Genomic DNA, 21,657 nt, shown 5'->3' on the forward strand with positions numbered 1-21,657 from the left:
GGACGGAGTCTCAGGCGGGGGGCAGCTGGTACTGGATGAGCGCGCGGATCATGTTCATCTCCGCGCGCAGGCGGTGGTTCTCGTCACGCAGGCGCAGGGCCTCCGTCTCGAGGACCAGGATTCGCTTGATGCCCGCGAGGTTGATGCCCTCCTCCTGGGAGAGCCGCTGGACCTCGCGGAGCATCACGATGTCGCGGGTGGAGTACAGGCGTCCGCGTCCCGCCGTACGGCCCGGACTGACCAGGCCGAGACGGTCGTACTGGCGCAGGGTCTGCGGATGCAGACCCGACAGCTGGGCGGCCACCGAGATCACGTAGACGGGTGTGTCGTCCGACAGATCGAAGTAGTTGGCTTCCATGGCTACTCGCTTCTGGCCTGTTCGATCAGGTCCGCCCGCGGGTCACCACCCGAGGTGGCGTCGCGGAACTCCTCAAGGGCGCCCCTCGCCTTGTCCTCCAGTTGCTGCGGCACCAGGACCTCGATCGTGGCGAGCAGGTCGCCCTTGGTGCCGTCCTTGCGCGCCACGCCCCTGCCGCGCACCCGGAAGGTGCGGCCGTTCGGGGTGCCCTCGGGGATGCGCAGCGTGACCGGCAGCCCCTTCAGGATCGGCACCTTGATCTCGGCGCCCAGCGCGGCCTCGGTGAAGGTCACCGGGACGGTGACCGTCAGGTTCTCTCCCGTCCTGCCGAACACGGGGTGCGGCTTGACGTGGATCTGGACGTAGAGGTCACCGGCGGGACCGCCGTTCTCGCCGGGCGCGCCCTTGGCCTTGAGCTTGATGCGCTGGTTGTCGCCGACCCCCGCCGGGATGCGGGCCTGGATCGTGCGGGTGCTCTTGCCCCGCCCGCTCCCGTCGCACACCGGGCACGGGTCGTCCACCAGCAGGCCGCGGCCCTTGCAGTCGCGGCACGGCTCGGAGAAGGCGAAGTTGCCGAGGTTGCGGCTGGCCGCCCCGGTGCCCTCGCAGGTCGGGCAGACCCGCGGGGTGGTTCCGGCCTTGGCGCCGGTGCCTCCGCATCCGTTGCACGCGGAGGAACTGGTCAGGCGGAGCGACACCGTGGTGCCCTCCACCGCCTCGGAGAAGGAGAGCGAGACCTCGGACTCGATGTCCTGGCCGCGCCGCGCCCTGGTCGCGGTCCCCCCGGGGCGGCTCGCGCCGCCCCGGTTGAAGAGCCCGCCGAAGATGTCGCCGATGCGCTCTCCGGTGCCGCTCTGCTGCTGCTGGCCGGTCCCCCCGAACAGGTCCCCCAGGTCGAACGGGAAACCGCCCGAGCGCGGAGCCCCCCCGCCCCCGGCGTAGCCGCCGAGGCCCGATCCGAACAGCGTCCGCGCCTCGTCGTACTCCTTGCGGCGCTTGGTGTCGGAAAGGATGTCGTACGCCTCCGAGACCTCCTTGAACTTGGCGGTGCTCTCGGAGGCCGTCGAGCTGCCGGGGTTGGCGTCCGGGTGATACTGCCTGGCCAGCTTCCGGTACGCCTTCTTGATCTCGTCGGCCGTAGCGGTCTTGGGCACACCAAGGACGGCGTAGTAGTCCTTCTCCAGGTAGTCCTTGGTGCTCATCTACGTTCCTTCTCAGAGATCAGATGTGGGGGTGTCAGTTGTCGTCCGCGGCGGGCTCTTCTGGCTCCGCGACCGCGACGCGCGCGGGGCGGAGCACTCGCTCGCCGATCCGGTAACCGGGCTGCAGGATCTCCACGCAGGTCGGCTCCGTGACGTCGGGGGAGTAGCTGTGCATCAGAGCCTCGTGCACCGTCGGGTCGAACGGCTCACCCTTGGTGCCGAAGGTGCTCAGCCCCAGCTTCCCGGTGGCCGCCTCCAGCGACTCGCTCACCTTGGCGAAACCGCCGGTCAGCTCCCCGTGGTCGCGGGCCCGGCCGATGTCGTCGAGGACCGGCAGCAGCTCGGCCAGCACGCCGGCCACCGCCTGCTCCTTGACCGCCACGCGGTCCCGCTCGACCCGCTTGCGATAGTTGGAATACTCGGCCTGAAGGCGCTGCAGGTCCGCGGTGCGCTCGGCGAGCTGGGTGGCCAGCTCGATCGAGGCCAGGTCGGACGCCAGGGAGGACGGCGGCCTGTCGGACGCCTGCTCCTTGTCGTTCTGGCCCGTGGTCTCGGCCGGCTTCGCCTCGCGTACCTGCCCCGTCTCCGGGTCTATCTTCCGGTTGTCGCGGATCACCGGCTCCTCCTCGGAACCGTTCTCGCGCGTGCTCACGCTGGTGCTCCCCTCGGCTTTCCGACCGTCACTTGGCGCCGCTGTCGCGCTTCGGCTCGTCGTCCACGATCTCGGCCTCGACCACGTCGTCGTCGGACTTCTGCCCGTCGCCGGCGTCCGCGCCGGGAGCGCCGGCACCGGCCGAGGCCTCGGACCCCTGCGCCTGGGCGTAGATGGCGGACCCCATCTTCTGGCTGACCGTGGCGAGCTTCTCCGCGGAGGTGCGGATCACGGACGAGTCGGTGCCCTCCAGAGCCTTCTTGAGCTCGGCGACGGCCTCGTTGACCTCGGTCTTGATGTCGTCGGGGACCTTCTCGGCGTTCTCGCCGAGGAACTTCTCGGTCTGGTAGACGAGCGAGTCGGCGTTGTTGCGGACCTCGGCCTCTTCGCGGCGCTTCTTGTCCTCCTCGGCGTAGGACTCGGCCTCGCGCATCATGCGCTCGATGTCGTCCTTCGGCAGCGCGGAGCCGCCGGTGATCGTCATCGTCTGCTCCTTGCCGGTGCCGAGGTCCTTGGCGGAGACGTTGACGATGCCGTTGGCGTCGATGTCGAAGGTGACCTCGATCTGCGGGATGCCGCGCGGCGCCGGGGCGATGCCGGTCAGCTCGAAGGTGGCCAGCTTCTTGTTGTACGCGGCGATCTCGCGCTCGCCCTGGTAGACCTGGATCTGCACCGACGGCTGGTTGTCCTCGGCCGTGGTGAAGACCTCGGAGCGCTTGGTCGGGATCGTGGTGTTGCGCTCGATGATCTTGGTGAAGATCCCGCCCTTGGTCTCGATGCCCAGGCTCAGCGGGGTCACGTCGAGCAGCAGGACGTCCTTGACCTCGCCCTTGAGCACGCCGGCCTGCAGGGCGGCGCCGATGGCCACGACCTCGTCCGGGTTGACGCCCTTGTTGGGCTCCTGGCCCGCGGTCAGCTCCTTGACGAGCTCGGCCACGGCGGGCATGCGGGTCGAGCCGCCGACGAGCACCACGTGGGCGATGTCGGAGACCTTGATCCCGGCGTCCTTGACGACCTGGTTGAACGGGCCCTTGCACCGCTCGAGGAGGTCGGCGGTGATCCGCTGGAACTCGGCGCGGGTGAGCTTCTCCTCCAGGTGGAGGGGACCCTCGGCCGAGGCGGTGATGTAGGGGAGGTTGATGGAGGTCTCCGACTGGCTGGAGAGCTCGATCTTGGCCTTCTCAGCGGCCTCGCGCAGGCGCTGCAGGGCCATCTTGTCCTTGGTCAGGTCGACGCCGTGCGCGTTCTTGAACCGGTTGGCCAGCTCGTCCACGACGCGCTGGTCCCAGTCGTCGCCACCGAGGTGGTTGTCGCCGCTGGTGGCCTTGACCTCGACGAAGCCGTGGCCGTCCTCCTGGCCGACGTCGAGCAGGGACACGTCGAAGGTGCCGCCGCCGAGGTCGAAGACGAGGATGGTCTCGTCCTTCTCCTTGTCGAGGCCGTAGGCGAGCGCCGCAGCGGTGGGCTCGTTGATGATGCGCAGCACGTTCAGGCCGGCGATGGTGCCGGCTTCCTGGGTGGCCTGGCGCTGGGCGTCGTTGAAGTAGGCGGGAACGGTGATCACCGCGTCGGTGATCTTCTCGCCCAGGTAGGCTTCGGCGTCCTGCTTCAGCTTCTGCAGGACGAACGCGCTGATCTGCTGCGGGTTGGACTTCTTGCCGTCGATCTCGACGGACCAGTTGGTGCCCATCTCGCGCTTGACCGAGCGAATCGTCCGGTCGACGTTGGTGACGGCCTGCCGCTTGGCGACCTCTCCGACGAGGACCTCGCCGTTCTTCGCGAACGCGACGACGGACGGCGTGGTCCGCGAACCCTGAGCGTTGGCGATGACGGTGGGCTCACCGCCCTCAAGAATCGAGACGACGGAGTTGGTCGTCCCCAGGTCGATACCTACCGCACGTGCCATGAGTACGTCCTTGTAGTCAAAGTTGAGTCGATGAGACTCATAGTGGAACCTCGTGTGACGTTTGTCAAACGACTTGAGTCTACTGGGCTCAACCTTCGGCCGCGCGGCGGCATTCCCGGTTTACGGGGAGGCAAAATGGTGCCCGCCATCCCCTCTGACGAGGGAACGAGCGCGAATGTTCCCGGGCGGTGACCGGAGCCGTCAGATCACCGCCCATGGGACTCGTGCGACGCCCGGCCCTTCCCCCGGGACGAGGTTCGCCCCGAAGAAGGGTGGCTCGGCCACCGCCGCCCGCGAGGGGCGTACTCCGGCATGGCGTCTTCCGCCGTCTCCGGTGTCTTCGCCGTCTATGGCGTCTTCGTTGCGAGGGGCCGCGTCAGCGGGCGCCGTCGACCACCTTGCGGGAGCCGAGGGGCTTCTTGAGCTTGACGGTCGTCACCTTCTGGATGGCGATCTCGATGCAGGCGACGTTCTGGGCCTTGCTGCTCGGACCCTCCCAGAGGGTGACGGTCACCCGCTTGGAGGTCTCGCGCACGGTGACCCGGTCGAGCACGTTGCACGGCTCCACTCCGGACCACCAGGTGATCCGCAGGCTCCGGCCGTCCTGGGACGGCTTGGCCTTCAGCCACCTGACCTTGCGGGGGTTGTCGGTGTGGCCCTCGGGTTTCGTCGGTTTGGGAGCACCGCTCGTGGGCTCCTCCCGGGGAGCCACGCTGTGGCCCGCCGGCGCGGAGGGGCTGCCGGGGATGGAGGTGGCCTGACTCATCGGTCGCGAGGGAGAGGCGGCGATCGTGGCGCTGGGTTCGGTGCCGCAGCCCGGTGCCAGCAGAAGGCTTCCGGCCAGGATAGAGGTCGCGATCATACGCATACCCCTAAGACGGATCGGGGCCGGGAGAGGTTCAGGACGCTCCGACATCACATCACCACGATCGTCGAGATGGGTGGCCACACGTCACCGGTGGCGGTTACGCGGAATGATTCCCGCCGGTGGCCGGGATGATTCCCTCCGGTGGCGGGGCCGATAGGCTGCGGGGAGTTCCGATCCACTATTTCGAGGTGCTCACATGATCGCGATTCTTGGAACCGGCAAGATGGGGGAGGCCCTGCTGTCCGGGCTGCTCAGGGCCGGGTTCAAGCCGGGCGACGTGATCGCGACGGCGCGGCGCGCCGAGCGGGGCCAGGCCCTCGCGGAGCGGTACGGCGTGCGGGTGGCCTCCAACGCCGAGGCGGCCAAGGACGCGGACACGATCATCCTCGCGGTCAAGCCGCAGGACATGGGGGCCCTGCTCGCCGAGATCGCGGGGCACATCCCGGCCGACCGCCTGGTGGTCTCGGCGGCGGCGGGGATCACGACCTCGTTCGTCGAGTCGCGGCTCGGTGCCGAGATCCCGGTGGTCCGGGTCATGTCCAACACGCCGGTGCTGGTCGACGAGGCGATGAGCGTGATCTCGGCGGGCGCGCACGCCTCCGAGGAGCACCTCAAGCGAGCCGAGGACCTGTTCAGCCCGGTCGGCAAGGTGCTGCGCATCCCCGAGTCGCAGCAGGACGCGGCCACGGCCCTGTCTGGCAGCGGTCCCGCCTACTTCTTCTACCTGGTCGAGGCCATGGTCGACGCCGGCATCCTGCTCGGCATGCCCCGCGCCACCGCCCTCGACATGATCACCCAGTCGATCGTCGGGGCGGCGATCATGCTCCGTGACTCGGGGGAGCACCCGGTGATCCTCCGCGAGGCGGTCACCTCGCCGGGCGGTACGACCATCGCGGCCATCGCCGAGTTGGAGCGGCACAGCGTCCGTGCCGCCTTCCTGGCCGCCATCGAGGCCGCCAGGGACCGGGGACGCCAGCTCGCCGAGGGCTGAGCCCACCCCTGCTGGTCCCCGCCGTCAGGGGGCTGCGCCGGGTCTCCTCCGCCTGACGTCCGCGCCGGGGACACGGCGATCCCGGGGTGTCCGGGCGTCCGGCGTGGCCTGCCGAACCGGCCCGCTGACAGCAGTGAACCAAGATATTTCGCTCGGACAAAACGGGTCCCTCCTCCGAGACGGCTGCGTAAACGCCATTCCGTACACGTGCGGTAACGTCGAGCCGGGAGCAGGAAGATCGGGCCGTGACGCGCGGCGTCGCGACCAGACAGGGAGTGCGCATGAGCCGGTCCGTGCGGGTTGTCTGGGACGATGCGCTCACCTCGTACGACTTCGGCCCGGGGCACCCGCTCGCGCCCGTGCGGGTCGAGCTGACCATGGCGCTGGCCCGGGAGCTCGGCGTGCTGGATCGGGTGGAGATGGGTGGCTGCGCGCCCGCCACCGACGACGAGCTGGCGCTCGTCCACGAGCGCGACTACATCGAGGCCGTGAGGCGGGTCTCCGCCACCGGGCGGCCCGATGTGGCCTACGGGCTCGGCACCACGGACAATCCCGCCTTCGCCGGGGTCCACGAGGCGTCCGCGCTGATCACCGGCGCGAGCCTGGCCGCGGCCCGCGCGGTGTGGAGCGGCGAGGCCGAGCACGCGGTCAACATCGCGGGCGGCCTGCACCACGCGATGGCCGCCGCGGCGAGCGGGTTCTGCGTCTACAACGACCCGGCCGCGGCGATCGCGTGGCTGCTGGCCCAGGGCGCGTCCAGGGTCGCCTACGTGGACGTGGACGTGCACCACGGCGACGGCGTGCAGGCGCTGTTCTACGACGACCCCAGGGTTCTCACCATCAGCCTGCACGAGAGTCCCCGCACCCTCTTTCCCGGCACGGGGTTTCCTGAGGAGCGCGGCGCGGAGGGCACCGCGGTCAATGTGGCCCTGCCCGCCGGATGCGGCGACAGTGGCTGGCTCAGGGCCTTCCACGCGGTGGTCCCGCCGCTGCTGCGGGAGTTCGCCCCCGACATCCTGGTCACCCAGCACGGTTGCGACAGCCACGCCCTCGACCCGCTGGCCAACCTGATGCTCAGCGTGGACGGCCAGCGGGCCGCGTACGCGGCGCTGCACGAGCTGGCCCACGAGACCGCGGGCGGGCGGTGGGTCGTGACCGGCGGCGGAGGGTACGAGCTGGTGCAGGTCGTGCCCCGGGCGTGGACCCACCTGATCGCGGAGGTGGCGGGCCACCCTCTCGATCCCCGGACCGCCACTCCCGACGCGTGGCGCACGTTCGTCAAGGAACGGACCGACCAGACGGCGCCGTTGACGCTGACTGATGGCCGAGATCCGGAATTTCGCGATTTCTCCGCTGGTTATGACCCAGCAGATCCGATCGACCGGGCCATCATGGCGACGAGGAACGCCGTCTTCCCCTTCCACGGGCTTGATCCCCTTCCGTGACCCATGGTCCGCCGGTGAACCGGACCGGGGAACGAAGTGGCTCGTGAGGGTGCGCCGGTGAACCGGACCGAGGAACGAAGTGGCTCGTGAGGGTGCGCCGGTGAACCGGACCGAGGAACGAAGTAGCCCGCGAGGGTGCGCCGGTGAACTGGACTGAGGAACGAAGTAGCGAGGAACGAGCGGATGAGTGACGAGGGAAGTCACCGGATTCCAGCACCCGAGCCGCGACGCGAAGCGCCGCGTTCGGCGGTGGGTGAGCGGATGAGTGACGAGGGAAGTCACCGGATTCCAGCACCTGAGCCGCGACGCGAGGCGTCGCGTTCGGCGGTGGGCGAGCGGATGAGTGACGAGGGAAGTCACCGGACTCCGGTACCCGAGCCGCGGCGCGAGGCGTCGCCGATGACTCGCGCCGAGCTTCGCGAGCACCTGGTCCGTACCCGGATCGCCGGTGACGTGGCGACCAGCCGGGAGAACAACCTGGACCACTACCGGTCGCTGTCCAACCGTGATCCGCACTACATGTTCGGGCTGACGATGGACGGCGCCTGGTCCTACCGGGACGTGCTGGAGCTGATGGCCAAGTCCGCCGGGGTCGTGGCCGACCCCGGGCACCGGGAGGGGCAGGACACCATCGACCCCGACCGTACGATCGAGGCGGCCGAGAAGATGGGCGACACGATCGCCGGCGTGCTCCGGGGGGAGAGCCCCAGGATCCTGATCGCCACCGGGCACCCCACCGGCCTGCTCACCGTCCACATGGCCCTGGGCCGGATGCTCAGGGCACGCGGCGTGACCCTGATGTCACCGGCCGAGGGCTGGTCGTACTGGGGCAGCGGGTTCGGCCGCAGGCGCAAGATCCGCTACATGGACGACGTCGCGATGCTCGACGACAAGGGCGCCTTCGTGCACACCCACGACCCCGCCCCGATGCGCGCCATGATCGCCGAGCTGGACGCGGACCGTCCCGATCTGGTGATCGCCGACCACGGCTGGGCCGGGGCGGCGGGCGAGGCGGGCATCCTCACGGTCGGGTTCGCCGACAGCAACGACCCGGCCCTCTTCGTCGGGGAGGCGGAGGGCAAGATCGCGGTCACCGTCCCACTTGATGACAACGTGCTACCACGGTATTACGAACCGCTGACGCACCACCTGGTCGAGAGGGTCATGCGGGCCCTCTGAGGCGGGGGATGCGCAAATTAGGTCATCCCTATACGGGCATTTCGCGCCTGCATTCCACCTACCTCGCCGACCGTTTGCCAACTTTTTGGTGATTGTGGGCGACTCTAATGGGAGACAGTTGGTCCGTTCCAAGATCAATGCGAGGGGCACGATCCACCTGCTGGCCAGCGATTTCATGCGTTTCGCAGACGTGGGACTCTGAAGGCTGAGAAAATAGGGGGTTTGCGTGACAGGGGTCCCGACTTACGCTGACGGCAGTACACGTGCGTGAGCAATGGCACCAGTGGGGATAACCCGGATACACGTGCGGAAGAGGCGTCCGATGGGTGCAGGCGAAAGACCTCTCAGCGAGGTGAAGTTCCTGACGGTGGCAGAAGTGGCCACTGTCATGAGGGTGTCCAAGATGACTGTGTACCGACTCGTGCATTCGGGCGAGCTGCCGGCCATCCGGGTCGGTCGATCCTTCCGGGTGCCGGAGCAGGCGGTGCACGATTATCTCAGGGATGCCTACATCGAGGCAGGTTGAGACAGGGTGAGCTCGACGCGTCGAGCCGAGCGGCCGGGGGGAACGATCCGGTCGTGAGGTGAGCCAGGCGTGCTGGGCCGCTCATGGTCCTGCTTCTTCCGGTCTGACCGGGGCACGATTTCCGGTATGACCGTTGGAGAGCCGGTCCGTGTCTCATCGGGGTAGCGACGTGGTCGCCACGTCGTGAGTTCATGCGCCCGGGGTCCCCCCAGGGGCGATCTACCGTGGATCGCCGGTAGTCTGTTGTGCCGGTGTGCTCTCGCGCACCGGTTCGACAATCTCGGCTACCAGCTACCTGGGGGTCCCGTGGGCTCTGTGATCAAGAAGCGCCGTAAGCGCATGGCGAAGAAGAAGCACCGCAAGCTTCTGAAGAAGACCCGCATCCAGCGGCGTAACAAGAAGTAGCGCGGATCTGCGAGGCGCCGATGACCCACACCGTGCTTGTCACCGGGGTCTCGCGCCACATCGGCGCCCGAGTGGCGAGCGTTCTCGCGGATGACCCGGACATCGACCGGGTCATCGGAGTGGATACGGTGCCGCCGCCCTCGCTCTCACGTGATGGCGGCGTACCTCTCGGCCGGACGGAGTTCGTCCGCGTCGACCTGCGCAGCCCCGACATCGCCCAGGTGATCGCGGCCGCCGACATCGACACCGTCGTTCACATGAGTCTGGTGAGCGCTCCTTCCAGGAGCGGTGGCCGGGCACTCATGAAGGAGCACAACGTCATCGGCACCATGCAGTTGCTCGGTGCCTGTCAGCGGTCCGCGACGGTTCGCCGTGTCGTCGTGCGCTCGACCACCGCCGTCTACGGTTCCTCCCCGCACGACCCCGCGGTCTTCACCGAGGACGCCGAGCCGGGAGAGCCTCCGAGCCGTGGCTACGCCAAGGACGCCTCCGAGGTGGAGGGCTACGTCCGGGGCTTCGCCAGACGGCGGCGCGATGTCGCGGTGTCGACGCTCAGGTTCGCCAACTTCATGGGACCCGGCGTCGACTCACCGCTGACGCGTTACTTCACCCAGCCCGTCCTGCCGACCGTGTTCGGGTTCGACCCGCGGCTGCAGTTCGTCCACGAGGACGACGCGGTCGAGGTGCTGCGGCGGATGGCGATGGAAGATCACCCGGGTACGTTCAACGTGGCCGGGGACGGCGTGCTGCTGCTGTCGCAGTGCGCGCGCAGGGCGGGCCTGCTCCCGATACCCGTCCCCTCTCCCGTCTTCCGCTTCATGGGCGAGCTCGCCCGGGGCGCGGGACTGGTCGGTTTCTCCCCCGAGCAACTCCGTCTGATGTGCCACGGACGCGTGGTCGACACCACCGCGCTGTCCACCGCTCTCGGCTGGAAGCCGAAGATCTCCACCGCGGCGGCCTTCGAGGATTTCGTCCGCGCACGTGACCTGGCCGGAGGTCTTCCCGCCGCCCTGATGGACATGGTGTCCCGGCCGGTGACGGGGTGAGCGAGACGGCGGATGAGAGCGGGGACGCCGGGGAGGACGACGATCACCGGCTGGCCGAGGCGCTCGCCTTCCTGCGCCGCCGGGTGACCGGAGAGTACGAGGTCGACGAGTTCGGGTTCGACCCGGAGCTCACCGACAGGGTGCTGCTGGAGCTGATCCGCCCGCTGTACCGCCACTGGTTCCGCACCGAGACCGTCGGCATGCGCAACGTGCCCGGTGACTCGGGGGCCCTGATCGTGGCCAACCACTCGGGCACCCTCCCGCTCGACGGGCTCATGCTCCAGGTGGCCCTGTACGACGACCACCCCGAGCGTCGCGCGCTCCGCCTCCTGGGAGCCGACCTGGTCTACCGGCTCCCGGTGCTCGGCCACCTGTCCCGCAAGACCGGCCACACCCTCGCCTGCCGCGAGGACGCCGACCGGTTGCTTCGCAAGGGCGAGATCGTCGGGGTCTTCCCCGAGGGTTTCAAGGGTGTCGGCAAGCCGTTCTCCGACCGCTACCGGCTGCAGCGCTTCGGCCGGGGCGGCTTCGTCGCCTCCGCCATCCGCGCGGGCGTGCCGATCGTTCCCTGCGCCATCGTGGGCGCGGAGGAGATCTACCCCAAGATCGGTGACCTGCGCTTCCTGGCCAGGGCGCTCGGCCTTCCCTACCTGCCGGTCACGCCGCTGTTCCCCTGGTTCGGGCTCCTCGGACTGGTGCCGCTCCCGTCCAAGTGGATGATCGGCTTCGGCGAGCCGATCCGCACCGACGAGCTCGACCCCGCCGACGCCGACGACCCCATGCTGGTCTTCAACCTCACCGACCAGGTCAGGGAGGTCGTCCAGCAGCAGCTCGACGAGCTCAGGCTCAGGCGCGGCCACGCCTTCACGCCCTTTCTCTGAGACTCCTCCGAGCCTCGAGGCGGCGTACCGCGCGGGGAGTCTCAGCGGCCGGAGCGGTAGTGGCGGCGCAGGGCGACGGCGGCGGCGATGCCGCCCGCGACGGCCCCCGCGCCCGCCGCGATGGGCAGGCCGATCATGGTCGCCTTGCGTCCCGTACGGAAGTCCTTGATGTCCCAGCTGTTCTGCCGGGCGAAGTCGCGCAGCTCGGCGTCGGGGTTGATCGCGGTGGCGTGGCCGACGAGGGAGAGCAGGGGCAGGTCGTTGGCCGAGTCGCTGTAGGCGGAACAGCGGGACAGGTCGAGGCCCTCCCGGCGGGCCAGGGCCCTGACGGCCTCCGCCTTGGCGGGGCCGTGGAGCAGGTCGCCGACCAGGCGGCCGGTGTAGACGCCGTTCTCGGTCTCGGCGACGGTGCCGAGCGCGCCGGTCAGGCCGAGGCGCTGGGCGATCACGCGGGCCAGCTCCACCGGGGTCGCGGTGACCAACCAGACCCGCTGGCCCGCGTCGAGGTGTGCCTGCGCGATGGCGCGGGTGCCCGCCCAGATGCGGTCGGCCATCACCTCGTCGTAGATCTCCTCACCGAGCCGGACGATCTCCTCGACCTTGTTGCCCGCCACGAACGCCAGCGCGGTCTCCCTCGCCTCCTCGATGTGAGCGGGGTTCTCGTCGCCGCGGATCCGGAAGACCATCTGGCCGAGCGCGAACCTGAACAGATCCCTGCTGGTGAACAGCCCCCGGGAGGCGAGGCCGCGGGCGAAGTGGTAGATGGAGGCGCCGCGCATCATGGTGTTGTCGACGTCGAAGAAGGCGGCGGACACCGGGTCGGGCTCGGCCATCGGCATCGCGACGGCGGCCGCGGCCGCGACCTCCCCGGCCGCGATCTCCCCGACCGTCGCCTGCCCGGCCGTTCCCGCTTCGTCCCGCCGTCGTAGTAGCCGCCTCATAGCACCTCAGCTTAACCATGACAGGGGGGTGAGATCGGTAGCGTCCGTGTTAGCCGGATGTGACGTCTTGGCGTCGTACGACGGTCGTACGGCGTCGCGCGAGCCCGGCGGGGCCGGGTTTCCGGGGTTCGGCGTCGCGGTGAGGGACGCCGCGGACGGGACGGTCGCCGGGTTCCCGCCCGTGGCGGTCCGGGAGGGCGAGGCCGGGTTCGTCCGGGAGCGGCTATTCGGGTGGGGCCAGGCCCTCGATGTAGTTGAGGTAGACGTGGGCCTTGCGCTGGTTCTCGGCGCCCATCTTGGGGATCATCCCGGCGATCTGGGTGCGCTGTTTCTGGACGAAGCGCTTGAGCTCCTTGGCGCGGGCGGAGTCACGGCGCCGTATCTGCCTGAGGGAGGTCACCGCGGAACGCGTGGTGTCCTCCATGGCCTGGAGGGTCTCCCCGATCACCTCCTCGCGCTCGCCGGAGCCCAGGAGCTCCTTGACCTCCAGGGCACGGGTCTCGGCGTAGCCGAAGGAGCGGTCGGCCCGCTCGGCGTCGTCGCTGCTCAGGTGGAACAGCGTCCTCTCGGCGGCGCGCTTGAGCGGGTAGAAGGTGTCACCGGGCATCGACCGGTAGGTCCACATCCCGGATACGACCATCGCGGCCACCAGGGCGACGCTGAGCAACTGTGGGAACAGCCCCACCCGGGATCTCCGCCGGGAGTGGCGGGGCCCCACCGGGGGGCGCTCGGGGACGTCCTCTCCGGAAGGGGGCCGGGTGAGCTGCTCACGGAGCCTGGCGTTGAACTCGGGCCGGGGGCCGGCCGTCATGCGGGCTCCCAGCCGTGACACCCGGTTTTGGATGCGCGTCTGCGACCTCCATGAGAGTCCGGGCAGCCACTTCCCCATGAACGCTCCCTGCCGCCCCCAGCTCATGATCCATCGGTGTCACTTGCCTAACGACGACTCGGCACGGCAGGTTACGCGCTGCGCCACATCGGCATGGGGAACATCGTTCCGGGCGTGGCGGCCGAGGCCGGCACCGATCGGGCCGATGTCAGCTGAGGTCCGAGGGCAGGGCGCGGGCCAGGGCGCGGATCGCGCGGAACTGGAGCGCCTTGATGGCGCCGCTCTTCTTGCCCATGATGAGCGCGGTCTCCGCCAGTGACATGCCGTGCAGGAAGCGCAGCACCACGCATTCCTGCTGCTCGGGGCCGAGGTCGCGGACGGCGGTGAGCACCCGGTCGCTGATCATCGCGGTGACGACGGCGTTCTCCGGGATGTGCGGGCCGTCGAGCGGTGTGTCGATCACCTCGGCCGTCGTGACCTCAAGGCGGTACCTGCCGGACTTGAAGTGATCGGTGATCAGGTTCCTCGCGATGGTCACGAGCCAGGCCCCGAAATCACGCCCTTGCCACGTGAAGTCCGTGATCCGGCGGAGCGCGCGGAGAAAGGTCTCGCTCGTGAGATCCTCGGCCAGCGGGTGTGAGCCGACCCGGAAGTAGACGTAGCGGTACACCAGGGTGAGGTAACGATCATAGAGCGTGCCAAAAGCATCCGAGTCTCCGGTTTTGGCACGCAAAACAAGCCTCCGGAGTTCTTCGGAGGCATCCTCACGCACGGTGAGGTCACTACTGCGGACGGGCTGGGCTACCCCGGCTTTCGCGGGGAGGTGCCCGGCGAGCGGCCACGTTTCAGGCATCCGGTATCCCTGAGGGGAGGGGGTGCGGCGTGCTCGATCACTCTAGAAATCAACGGGTAATTCCACAATCCACTTTGAAGCGTCGTGACTGGGGGTAATCGCCGGATACGGTGTGGGGTCGGTTGTTTCAGACCGGCTCCGGGAGCCAACCTAGGGTTCGGCTACCGGTTAGGGGGTAATGTCCGGCAGCATTGGAGACACCATGGAAGTCCTCGTCGCTGTCATCGCCTTCGCCGGTGCATTGCTCGCAGCCATCGCCACCGGTGCTCTCGTCAGTCGCCTCCGTAGTGAGCCCAAGGGCTGGCTGATCGCCTGGAGTATCACGACGGCGTCTCTCTCCGTCTCACTCGGAGTAATCGCCACTGGTTACTTGATCGGTTTTGGGGCGGGCACATTCCGTATTTATCAACTGACCGGATCCATGTTGGCGCCCCTGTGGCTCGCCGTCGGGGTCATTCAGTTGCTGGCCCGCAAGGGCGCGGCCAGGTTCTCCTCCTGGCTCCTGGGGATCGCCCTCACCGTCATCGCCACGGTGATCCTGGCGGTCGACCCGGTCCTGCTGGAGAAGGACTTCGCCAAGGTCCTCCCGCTGGGCAGCCGCCACTGGGGCCTGCCCCCGAGCTACCTGCTCACGGCCGTCCACGTGATCGTCGCGCTCGCGCTGCTGGGCGGGCTGCTGCTCGCGGTCGCCCGCTGGCGCGGCGGTGACGACTACGACGCCGACAACATGCACGCGCTCCTGGTGCTCGGCCCCACCGGCCTCGCCCTTGTCGGAGCCGTCAGCTTCGCGGTGCCCGGGATGTTCACCGCGCTCCTGCTATTCATCACCGCCGCCGCGGTCTGGTACGTCATGCTCCGCCCGCTCGCGCCCTACGAGGACGAGGACGAGGACACGGACGACGCGGACGACGATTGGGAGAACAACCCCCCGCGGCCCCGCCCCCCCGAGTACCAGCCCCGTGACGTGCAGGTCGCCGGCCGCCGCGTGACCCCGGAGAATCCCCCCGCCCGCGCTCTGGCCGAGGAGGCACCCCGCCGCTCCGGCCTCGGTGATCTCGTGGCCGAGTACCGGGCGGGCGAGCAGGACGTCGACTACGCTGCGCGCATGCGGCAGCAACCCTCCCCAGGCGACGACAGGTTCGGCGGCCCCGCCACGGGGATGTTCATGGCGGGTGAGTACGGAATGCCGTCCGCCGACCAGCCGCCCGGCGGTGACCCCGGCAGGCGCGCCGGTGATCCCGGCAGGCAGCCGCCGCCACCGGTCACCGGCCAGTTCGGCATGCCGACCGCGGGCCCCGCGACCGGCGAGTACAACATCCCGGCCCACGAGTTCGGCAGGCACGGCGCCGCGGGTTCCGGCAGGCAGCCGGGGCCGGGCACCGGCGAGTTCGGCAGGCCGGGAGGCACGGGAGAGTTCGGCAGGCCCGGAGGCGCCGGAGAGTTCGGCAGGCCCGGCGAGTTCGGCAGGCCCGTGGGGCCCGGCACCGGTGAGTTCGGCATGCCGGGCGTGCCCGGCCCCGGCAGGTCGGGCAGTCTCCAGCCCATGCCCGCCGACCAGGCCTTCGGCGGCGCGCCCTCCCCGGGCTCCGAGCAGGGGCGCGGAGGCTCCCGGGGCTATGACCGGGGGGGCTCCCCGGGCTACGACCAGGCGTTCGGCGCCGCCCCCCCGGCCGGTGGCCGGTATCAGGGCGGGCCGGGAATGCCGGGTGGCGCCGGTGACCTGCCGGGTGGCTCGAACCGTCCCTCGCCGAGCATCTTCGGCCTGCTCACCGTCTTCACCCTGCTCGACGGCACCGGCGAGAGGTTCGACCAGCTCGCGGAGGAGACCGTCGAGGCGGTGCGCCGCTCCGAGCCGGACACGCTCGTCTACACCTGCCACTCGGTGAAGTCGGCGCCTCTCCAGCGCATCGTCTACGAGCTCTACCGTGACGAGGTCGCCTACACCGACCACCAGCGCCAGTCCCACACGCAGCGGTTCGTCACCGAGCGCCAGGTGATGGTGCTCGCCACCAATGTGATCGAACTCACCGTGAACGCCGCGAAGGTGATGCCGCTCCCGACGGCCTTCAGGCTGTGAGCGCGGCGCGGGCGGCCCGGTGGGTGGCCGTCCGCGCGCCGGAGACGACGTCCCCACGGTGACGGCCGGTCACCCGCCACGGCCCGCGAGTGCCGTAGGGGAGGAGCTTCCCGGCTCAGGCGCCGAGGGCGGCGCGGAGGCGGCTCTCGTCGACGCGCCAGAAGTCGTGCTGCACCCCGTCGACGAGGGTGACCGGGATCATCTCCCAGTAGCGGGCCTGGTCCTCCTCGGAGGCCGTGATGTCGCGTTCCTCCCACGGGACGCCGAGCTCCGTGGCGACCCGCTCGATCACCGCCCGCGCGTCGTCGCACAGGTGGCAACCGGGTTTGCCGAGCAGGGTGATGCGATGGTCTCGCGGTGACATGACCGCCACGGTAGCCGAATCGCGGCGCCGCGCCGGTCCTCGCCACAGAGGGCGAAGATCCGGTCCCTCGGACGGAAAAGCCCGGCGACGACGGTGCCCGCGCCCGACGAAGGCGCAGGTCCAGGGCCTGGTGAGGGGGCGGACGGCGGACCGGAGGGGGACGCGGCCAAGATTGTGAACACTCACTTTGTGCATCGGTTCACAAAAGGACTAACCTGAATGACAGTGGTTTCACCTCGTCATCCGTCGCGTCCGGGCCGCGCCGGCCGCCTGTCCCCCTGGAGTTCCGGCACGTGATCCGCCGTCTGTCCCAAGCCCGCGAACGCGGCATCCCCGAGGCGACCGTCGCCCGGCTGCCGCTCTATCTGCGAGCGCTGAACGGCATGGCCGAGCGTGGCCTGGCGACCGTGAGCTCGGAGGACCTCGCCGTCGCGGCGGGTGTCAACTCGGCCAAGCTTCGCAAGGATCTCTCCCACCTGGGGTCGTACGGGACCCGCGGGGTCGGTTACGACGTCGAATATCTCATCTACCAGATCTCCCGTGAGCTGGGCCTCACCCAGGACTGGGCCGTCGCCATCGTCGGAGTGGGTAACCTCGGGCGTGCGCTCGCCAATTACGGTGGGTTCGTCTCCCGCGGGTTCAGGGTCGCGGCGCTGCTCGACGCGGACCCCGAAGTGGTGGGCGACCACATAGCGGGATTGAATGTGGAGCACATCGACGAGCTGGAAGCCGTGATAAGACGGCGGGGAGTGTCGATCGTGGTGCTCGCGACACCGGCCGTGGCGGCCCAGCAGGTGGCCGACCGGGTCGTCGCCGTGGGGGTCACCAGCATCCTGAACTTCGCCCCCGTTGTCCTTTCTGTGCCAGAAGGCGTGGATATCCGTAAAGTCGACCTATCGATAGAACTGCAGATCTTGGCGTTCCACGAGCAACGCAAGGCGGATCGGATGACTGGGGGGCCCGCGATGGCCGAGGAGTGGCCCGAGGCGGTGGACCTGTGAAGAGGCACGGCGCACGAGCCGGCGGGCACGGGGTCTCCCGGAGTGACCGGAAGGCGGGGGAGGGCCGATGAGCGTTCTCGTCGTCGGCCTGAGCCACCGGACGGCACCGGTGGCCCTGCTGGAACGGGTCTCCGTCTCCGGGGAGTCGCTGGTGAAGCTGCTCCGGGACGTCCAGCAGGACGTCCACGTCGCCGAGGCCATGATCGTTTCGACGTGTAACAGGGTCGAGGTCTACGCCGAGGTCGACCGGTTCCACGCCGCGGTGACCTCGCTCTCCCGGCTGCTCAGCACCCACTCCGGCGTTCCCATGGAGCAGCTGGCCTCCCACCTCTACGTGCACTACGAGGACCGCGCCGTCGAGCACCTGTTCTCGGTCGGCTCCGGTCTCGATTCGATGGTCGCGGGAGAGGGTCAGATCCTCGGCCAGGTGCGTTCGGCGCTCAGGCTCGCCCAGAAGGAGGGCACGCTCGGCCCGACGCTCAACGAGCTCGTCCAGCAGTCACTGCGGGTGGGCAAGCGCTCCCACACCGAGACCGGCATCGACCGGGCGGGCGCCTCCCTCGTCGGGGTGGGGCTCACCCTCGCCGAGCGTGTCCTCGGTCCCCTCCAGGGGAAGCGGGCCCTGGTGGTCGGCGCGGGCTCGATGAGCGCCCTGTCGGCCGCGACCCTGCAGCGGGCGGGCGTCACCGACATCGTGGTGATCAACCGGACCCACGACCGCGCGGTGCGGCTGGCGCAGACGGTCGGCGGCAGGGCCGCCGGATTCGGCGACCTGGTGGCCGAGCTGGCGGGGGCCGACCTCGTCATCTCCTGCACCGGCGCCACCGACGTGGTCATCACGGCCGACATGGTGACCCCCCGCGAGACGTTCCTGCTGGACCTGGCCCTGCCGCACGACATCGACCCCGCCGTACGGCGGCTGCCCGGTGTGACGCTGGTCGACCTGGAGACCATGCAGAAGAGCGAGGCCGACGCCGACACCGACGACGGCGGTCGCGCCGAGGCGGTCACCGCCGTGCGCGACATCGTCGCCGAGGAGGTCACCGCCTACCTGTCGGCCGAGCGCGCCGCGCGCGTCACGCCGACCGTGGTGGCGCTGCGGAGCAAGGCGGCCCAGGTGGTCGAGGCGGAGCTCGGGCGGCTCGTCGCGCGGGTCCCCGACCTTGAGGGACGCGTCAGGGACGAGGTCACCCAGACCGTCAGGCGCGTGGTCGACAAGCTGCTCCACGAGCCCACCGTGCGTGTCAAGCAGCTGGCGGAGTCCCCGGCGGGCGATCATTACGCGGAGGCGCTGCGCGAGCTGTTCAATCTTGACCCGAAGGTGCCCGAAGCGGTGAGGCGCATCGAGACGATCGACCCGGAGCCGGGTAAGAACACCGAGCCGAGCAAGAAGGAGGCAGGCCTGTGAGCAGCGTTTCCCCTCCGCTCCGGCTGGGGACGAGGCGGAGCGTCATGGCGACGACGCAGTCGGGCCTGGTCGCCGCTCGCCTCACAGAGCTGACCGGCACGGCCGTCGAGCTGGTCGGTGTCACCACCTTCGGCGACGTGACCAAGGCCGACCTCACGCAGCTCGGCGGCACCGGGGTCTTCGTCAGCGCGCTGCGCGACAAGCTGATCGAGGGCGCGATCGACTTCGCGGTGCACTCGCTGAAGGACCTGCCCACCACGCCCGACCCGCGCGTGGTCATCGCGGCGATCCCGCCGCGCGACGACCCCAGGGACGCCCTGGTGAGCGTCGCCAAGCTGGCCGACCTGCCGCCCGGCGCGACGATCGGCACGGGCTCCCCGCGCCGGATCGCCCAGCTCCGGATGATCCGTCCTGATCTTGACTACGTGCCCATCCGCGGCAACGCCGACACCCGCATCGGCAAGGTGACCTCCGGCGAGCTGCAGGGCGTGGTGCTCGCCGCCGCCGGGCTCGGCCGGCTGGGCCGCGGCGCCGAGATCTCCGAGATCTTCGAGGTCGAGGAGATGCTGCCCGCCCCCGGGCAGGGGGCGCTGGCCGTGGAGTGCCGCTCCGACCGGGCCGACCTCATCGAGCTGCTGAGCGTGCTCGACGACGCGCGCACCCGCGCCGCGGTCACCGCCGAGCGCGCGGTGCTCAACGCCCTGGAGGCGGGGTGCGCCGCCCCGGTGGGCGCGTACTCGGTCGAGAGCGGGCACAACCTGATCCTTACCGCCGCCGTCGTCGCCGTCGACGGCAGGCGCGCGGTGCGCAAGTCCACCGCCGGAAGCTCTTCCGCGCCCATGGATCTCGGTCGCGACCTCGCGGCCGAGATGATCGCGGAAGGGGCCGGCACGTTGATAGGGGAGCGAGCACATTGAGCTCCGGAAGTACCACCTTCGAGCGCCCGTCCGGGTTCGTCGCCTTCGTCGGCGCAGGTCCCGGTGATGAGGGTCTGCTCACGCTGCGCGGCGCCGACCTGCTCTCCAGGGCGGACGTCGTCATTCTCGACCGGGAGGCGTACGGCCCGCTGTTGCGCCACTGCCGCGAGGACGTCGAGATCGTCGACGCGGCCGAGGACGGCGCCGTCTCGCTGAAGGTCGTCAAGGCCGCCAAGGGCGGCAGCGGCGTCGTACGGCTGTGCGCGGGCGACCCGATGTTCTTCTCCTCGATCACCGAGGAGGTCGCGGTCTGCGCCAAGGCGGAGGTGGACTTCGAGATCGTGCCCGGCGTGCCGCCGGCGACGGCGGTGCTCACCTACGCGGGGATCCCCGCCGCGGTCTCGGTGCCCGAGTTCCGGGTCGTGGACGCGACCCAGATCGACGACTGGTCCGCGTACGCCACCGGGGCGGGCACCCTGGTGATCTACAACGGCGTCGCCGAGGCCGTCCCGATCGGCAAGGCGCTGATCGCGGCGGGCCGTCCCGACTCGACGCCCGTGGCGGTCAGCAGCGCGGGCACCACGACCGAGCAGCACACCGTGGTGACCACGCTGGGCCGGCTCGCACCCGATCTCAAGCACGCGGGGATGACCGAGCCCGCGCTGATCGTGGTCGGCGAGGCCGTCGGCATGCGTGACCGGCTGTCGTGGTTCGAGACCAAGCCGCTGTTCGGCTGGCGGGTGCTCGTGCCCAGGACCAAGGAGCAGTCGGCCAGCCTGGTCGAGCAGCTGCGCTCGTACGGCGCGGTGCCCGAGGAGGTCCCCACGATCTCCGTCGAGCCGCCGCGCACCCCGCAGCAGATGGACCGCGCGATCAAGGGCCTGGTCACCGGACGCTACGAGTGGGTGGCCTTCACCAGCGCGAACGCGGTCAAGGCCGTGCGCGAGAAGTTCGAGGAGTACGGCCTGGACGCCCGCGCGTTCGCCGGGCTCAAGGTCGCGGCCGTGGGCGACAGCACCGCGCGGGCGCTGGTGAGCTTCGGCGTCAAGCCCGACCTGATGCCGTCCGGCGAGCAGTCGTCGGAGGGCCTGCTCGCCGAGTGGCCCCCGTACGACTCGATGCTCGACCCGATCAACCGGGTGCTGCTGCCGCGCGCCGACATCGCGACCGAGACGCTCGTGGCCGGGCTGACCGAGCTCGGCTGGGAGTGCGACGACGTGACGGCCTACCGGACCGTCCGCGCCGCGCCGCCGCCCGCCCCGACCCGCGAGGCCATCAAGGGCGGCGGGTTCGACGCGGTGCTGTTCACCTCGTCGAGCACCGTCCGCAACCTCGTGGGCATCGCGGGCAAGCCGCACAACGTCACGGTCATCGCCGTGATCGGTCCGCAGACCGCGAAGACCGCCGAGGAGTTCGGGCTCCGCGTCGACGTCATGGCCGACAAGCCTTCGGCTTCCGCCCTCGCGGCGGCGCTGGCGGAGTATGGTGCCAGGCAGAGGCAGGCCGCGGTCGTGGCGGGGGACACCCCCCGCAGGCCCTCGCAGACCCGGCGGGGAGCCCGGCGCCGCGCGAAGTAACCTTGGAAGTGGCCGCCGCCCGCGCACGACGGGCGGGCGGGCCGCGTTCGACGGCCCCGGACGAGCGCCGCGGGTCGTGACCGGCATCGCGGTCGGCGTCGCGGTCGGCACCACGATCGGCATCGCCTCGCGCCGATCGGGCATCGTGACCGGCGTCGCGCCGTGCTGATCGGCATCACGATCGGCACCGCGTCGCGTTGGTCGGGCACCACGATCGGCGCCGCGCTGATC

The 21,657-nt window shown here is 69.9% G+C and carries 20 protein-coding genes and 1 pseudogene; 12 read left to right on the forward strand and 9 right to left on the reverse strand.

The annotated features are described in order from the left end of the window. Nucleotides 1-105 precede the first annotated feature (105 nt). From OG587_RS10005 to OG587_RS10025, 5 genes and pseudogenes are all read right to left on the reverse strand, one after another. A pseudogene (locus OG587_RS10005) lies at nt 106-358 on the reverse strand (heat shock protein transcriptional repressor HspR); the annotation flags it as partial. Between the two features lie 2 nt (nt 359-360). Then, nucleotides 361-1,560 (reverse strand): molecular chaperone DnaJ, encoded by a 1,200-nt coding sequence (gene dnaJ, locus OG587_RS10010; RefSeq protein WP_329088993.1) that lies wholly within the window; start codon nt 1,558-1,560, stop codon nt 361-363. A 34-nt stretch (nt 1,561-1,594) separates the two neighbouring features. Beyond that, the gene (gene grpE / locus OG587_RS10015; RefSeq protein ID WP_329088995.1) at nt 1,595-2,212 is read right to left on the reverse strand and encodes a nucleotide exchange factor GrpE; all 618 of its coding nucleotides are present in this window, start codon (nt 2,210-2,212) and stop codon (nt 1,595-1,597) included. Between the two features lie 28 nt (nt 2,213-2,240). Then, nucleotides 2,241-4,118 (reverse strand): molecular chaperone DnaK, encoded by a 1,878-nt coding sequence (gene dnaK, locus OG587_RS10020; protein ID WP_329088997.1) that lies wholly within the window; start codon nt 4,116-4,118, stop codon nt 2,241-2,243. A gap of 376 nt (nt 4,119-4,494) precedes the next feature. Next, on the reverse strand, nt 4,495-4,980 hold the full coding sequence (locus OG587_RS10025; RefSeq protein ID WP_329088999.1) for a hypothetical protein: 486 nt from the start codon (nt 4,978-4,980) through the stop codon (nt 4,495-4,497). A gap of 202 nt (nt 4,981-5,182) precedes the next feature. Between OG587_RS10025 and proC the strand changes: the two genes are divergently transcribed. The 7 genes from proC (at nt 5,183) to OG587_RS10060 (ending at nt 11,459) form a co-directional block, all read left to right on the forward strand. After that, nucleotides 5,183-5,977: a pyrroline-5-carboxylate reductase gene (gene proC / locus OG587_RS10030; protein WP_329089000.1), complete on the forward strand. Its 795-nt coding sequence runs from the start codon at nt 5,183-5,185 to the stop codon at nt 5,975-5,977. 281 nt (nt 5,978-6,258) lie between these two features. After that, nucleotides 6,259-7,422, forward strand: coding sequence for an acetoin utilization protein AcuC (locus OG587_RS10035; protein WP_329089002.1), 1,164 nt, complete (start codon nt 6,259-6,261; stop codon nt 7,420-7,422). Between the two features lie 399 nt (nt 7,423-7,821). Continuing rightward, nucleotides 7,822-8,601, forward strand: coding sequence for a phosphatase (locus OG587_RS10040; protein WP_329089003.1), 780 nt, complete (start codon nt 7,822-7,824; stop codon nt 8,599-8,601). Nucleotides 8,602-8,923: 322 nt separating this feature from the next. Then, nucleotides 8,924-9,127 carry a helix-turn-helix domain-containing protein gene (locus OG587_RS10045; RefSeq protein ID WP_012887307.1) on the forward strand — a complete coding sequence of 68 codons (204 nt, stop codon included), beginning with the start codon at nt 8,924-8,926 and terminating at the stop codon, nt 9,125-9,127. A 306-nt stretch (nt 9,128-9,433) separates the two neighbouring features. Continuing rightward, nucleotides 9,434-9,532, forward strand: a complete 99-nt coding sequence (locus OG587_RS10050) for a 30S ribosomal protein bS22 (protein WP_018654693.1) — start codon at nt 9,434-9,436, stop codon at nt 9,530-9,532. A 20-nt stretch (nt 9,533-9,552) separates the two neighbouring features. Further along, nucleotides 9,553-10,578, forward strand: a complete 1,026-nt coding sequence (locus OG587_RS10055) for an NAD-dependent epimerase/dehydratase family protein (protein WP_329089011.1) — start codon at nt 9,553-9,555, stop codon at nt 10,576-10,578. Continuing rightward, entirely contained in the window at nt 10,575-11,459 is an 885-nt protein-coding gene (locus OG587_RS10060; protein ID WP_329089012.1) for a lysophospholipid acyltransferase family protein, read from the forward strand. Before OG587_RS10055 ends, OG587_RS10060 begins: the two co-directional genes overlap by 4 nt. Nucleotides 11,460-11,500: 41 nt before the next feature. On the opposite strand, the gene OG587_RS10065 is transcribed toward OG587_RS10060, so the two are convergent. From OG587_RS10065 to OG587_RS10075, 3 genes are all read right to left on the reverse strand, one after another. Further along, complete coding sequence (locus OG587_RS10065; protein ID WP_443075520.1) at nt 11,501-12,400, reverse strand: HAD family hydrolase; 900 nt, start codon at nt 12,398-12,400, stop codon at nt 11,501-11,503. A gap of 223 nt (nt 12,401-12,623) precedes the next feature. Then, nucleotides 12,624-13,211, reverse strand: a complete 588-nt coding sequence (locus tag OG587_RS10070; protein ID WP_329089015.1) for a DUF5667 domain-containing protein — start codon at nt 13,209-13,211, stop codon at nt 12,624-12,626. Between the two features lie 226 nt (nt 13,212-13,437). Further along, on the reverse strand, nt 13,438-14,082 hold the full coding sequence (locus OG587_RS10075) for a sigma-70 family RNA polymerase sigma factor (RefSeq protein ID WP_329089017.1): 645 nt from the start codon (nt 14,080-14,082) through the stop codon (nt 13,438-13,440). A 421-nt stretch (nt 14,083-14,503) separates the two neighbouring features. Here OG587_RS10075 and OG587_RS10080 point away from each other — a divergent pair, with 421 nt between their 5' ends. After that, on the forward strand, nt 14,504-16,159 hold the full coding sequence (locus OG587_RS10080) for an antibiotic biosynthesis monooxygenase (RefSeq protein WP_329089019.1): 1,656 nt from the start codon (nt 14,504-14,506) through the stop codon (nt 16,157-16,159). A 115-nt stretch (nt 16,160-16,274) separates the two neighbouring features. On the opposite strand, the gene OG587_RS10085 is transcribed toward OG587_RS10080, so the two are convergent. Then, nucleotides 16,275-16,523 carry a glutaredoxin family protein gene (locus OG587_RS10085; protein ID WP_329089021.1) on the reverse strand — a complete coding sequence of 83 codons (249 nt, stop codon included), beginning with the start codon at nt 16,521-16,523 and terminating at the stop codon, nt 16,275-16,277. Nucleotides 16,524-16,816: 293 nt separating this feature from the next. Here OG587_RS10085 and OG587_RS10090 point away from each other — a divergent pair, with 293 nt between their 5' ends. From OG587_RS10090 to OG587_RS10105, 4 genes are all read left to right on the forward strand, one after another. Continuing rightward, on the forward strand, nt 16,817-17,524 hold the full coding sequence (locus tag OG587_RS10090) for a redox-sensing transcriptional repressor Rex (RefSeq protein ID WP_329089022.1): 708 nt from the start codon (nt 16,817-16,819) through the stop codon (nt 17,522-17,524). A gap of 67 nt (nt 17,525-17,591) precedes the next feature. Further along, nucleotides 17,592-18,932 carry a glutamyl-tRNA reductase gene (locus tag OG587_RS10095; protein WP_329089024.1) on the forward strand — a complete coding sequence of 447 codons (1,341 nt, stop codon included), beginning with the start codon at nt 17,592-17,594 and terminating at the stop codon, nt 18,930-18,932. Beyond that, entirely contained in the window at nt 18,929-19,849 is a 921-nt protein-coding gene (hemC, locus tag OG587_RS10100; RefSeq protein WP_329089026.1) for a hydroxymethylbilane synthase, read from the forward strand. Before OG587_RS10095 ends, hemC begins: the two co-directional genes overlap by 4 nt. Then, a complete protein-coding gene (locus OG587_RS10105) occupies nt 19,846-21,426 on the forward strand; it encodes a uroporphyrinogen-III synthase (RefSeq protein ID WP_329089028.1) in 1,581 nt (526 codons plus the stop codon). Before hemC ends, OG587_RS10105 begins: the two co-directional genes overlap by 4 nt. The last annotated feature ends 231 nt before the right edge of the window (nt 21,427-21,657 follow it).

Source organism: Streptosporangium sp. NBC_01469 (genome assembly GCF_036227305.1).
GTDB lineage: Bacteria > Actinomycetota > Actinomycetes > Streptosporangiales > Streptosporangiaceae > Streptosporangium.

Bases quoted from the DNA above. Each gene is read 5' to 3' on its own strand.
- dnaK (WP_329088997.1), bottom strand. From the start codon at position 4,118: ATGGCACGTGCGGTAGGTATCGACCTGGGGACGACCAACTCCGTCGTC.
- OG587_RS10095 (WP_329089024.1), top strand. From the start codon at position 17,592: ATGAGCGTTCTCGTCGTCGGCCTGAGCCACCGGACGGCACCGGTGGCC.
- OG587_RS10075 (WP_329089017.1), bottom strand. From the start codon at position 14,082: ATGCCTGAAACGTGGCCGCTCGCCGGGCACCTCCCCGCGAAAGCCGGG.
- dnaJ (WP_329088993.1), bottom strand. From the start codon at position 1,560: ATGAGCACCAAGGACTACCTGGAGAAGGACTACTACGCCGTCCTTGGT.
- OG587_RS10025 (WP_329088999.1), bottom strand. From the start codon at position 4,980: ATGATCGCGACCTCTATCCTGGCCGGAAGCCTTCTGCTGGCACCGGGC.
- OG587_RS10080 (WP_329089019.1), top strand. From the start codon at position 14,504: ATGTTGGCGCCCCTGTGGCTCGCCGTCGGGGTCATTCAGTTGCTGGCC.
- OG587_RS10055 (WP_329089011.1), top strand. From the start codon at position 9,553: ATGACCCACACCGTGCTTGTCACCGGGGTCTCGCGCCACATCGGCGCC.
- OG587_RS10065 (WP_443075520.1), bottom strand. From the start codon at position 12,400: ATGAGGCGGCTACTACGACGGCGGGACGAAGCGGGAACGGCCGGGCAG.
- OG587_RS10070 (WP_329089015.1), bottom strand. From the start codon at position 13,211: ATGACGGCCGGCCCCCGGCCCGAGTTCAACGCCAGGCTCCGTGAGCAG.
- OG587_RS10045 (WP_012887307.1), top strand. From the start codon at position 8,924: ATGGGTGCAGGCGAAAGACCTCTCAGCGAGGTGAAGTTCCTGACGGTG.
- OG587_RS10040 (WP_329089003.1), top strand. From the start codon at position 7,822: ATGACTCGCGCCGAGCTTCGCGAGCACCTGGTCCGTACCCGGATCGCC.
- OG587_RS10085 (WP_329089021.1), bottom strand. From the start codon at position 16,523: ATGTCACCGCGAGACCATCGCATCACCCTGCTCGGCAAACCCGGTTGC.
- proC (WP_329089000.1), top strand. From the start codon at position 5,183: ATGATCGCGATTCTTGGAACCGGCAAGATGGGGGAGGCCCTGCTGTCC.
- OG587_RS10035 (WP_329089002.1), top strand. From the start codon at position 6,259: ATGAGCCGGTCCGTGCGGGTTGTCTGGGACGATGCGCTCACCTCGTAC.